This is a genomic window from Pseudocitrobacter sp. 73 (genome assembly GCF_008369545.1).
Taxonomy (GTDB): domain Bacteria; phylum Pseudomonadota; class Gammaproteobacteria; order Enterobacterales; family Enterobacteriaceae; genus Pseudocitrobacter; species Pseudocitrobacter vendiensis.
Genome location: NZ_VTZO01000067.1, coordinates 1 through 450, shown reverse-complemented (window position 1 = coordinate 450; position 450 = coordinate 1). Strand labels below are relative to the sequence as shown.

At 46.4% G+C, this 450-nt stretch carries 2 tRNA genes; both read left to right on the top strand.

The features are described 5' to 3' along the window. Positions 1–65: 65 nt before the first annotated feature. Positions 66–142 (top strand) — tRNA-Ile (locus tag F0Q32_RS25575). 107 nt (positions 143–249) lie between these two features. Further along, positions 250–325 (top strand) — tRNA-Ala (locus tag F0Q32_RS25570). Positions 326–450 lie beyond the last annotated feature (125 nt).

Genomic DNA, 450 nt, shown 5'->3' with positions numbered 1-450 from the left:
AAGAACCGTTCCTTGAAGTGTCCACACAGATTGTCTGATGAAAATTAGCAGTAAAAAATCTCTGCAGGCTTGTAGCTCAGGTGGTTAGAGCGCACCCCTGATAAGGGTGAGGTCGGTGGTTCAAGTCCACTCAGGCCTACCAAATTCTTTTTGATACTGCGTTGCGGAATGACTCGCATACTTCAGTATGCTTCGCCATCCCACGCCTTGTCTCAAAACGAATTACGGTTACAGAGATTGACCTACGATGGGGCTATAGCTCAGCTGGGAGAGCGCCTGCTTTGCACGCAGGAGGTCTGCGGTTCGATCCCGCATAGCTCCACCATCTTTACTGCAAAAAACAAGAAAACTTCAGAGTACACTGTATAAGTGTGCTGCGAAGTTTTGCTCTTTAAAAATCTGGATCAAGCTGAAAATTGAAACGACACACTTTAAGTGTGTTCGAGTCTC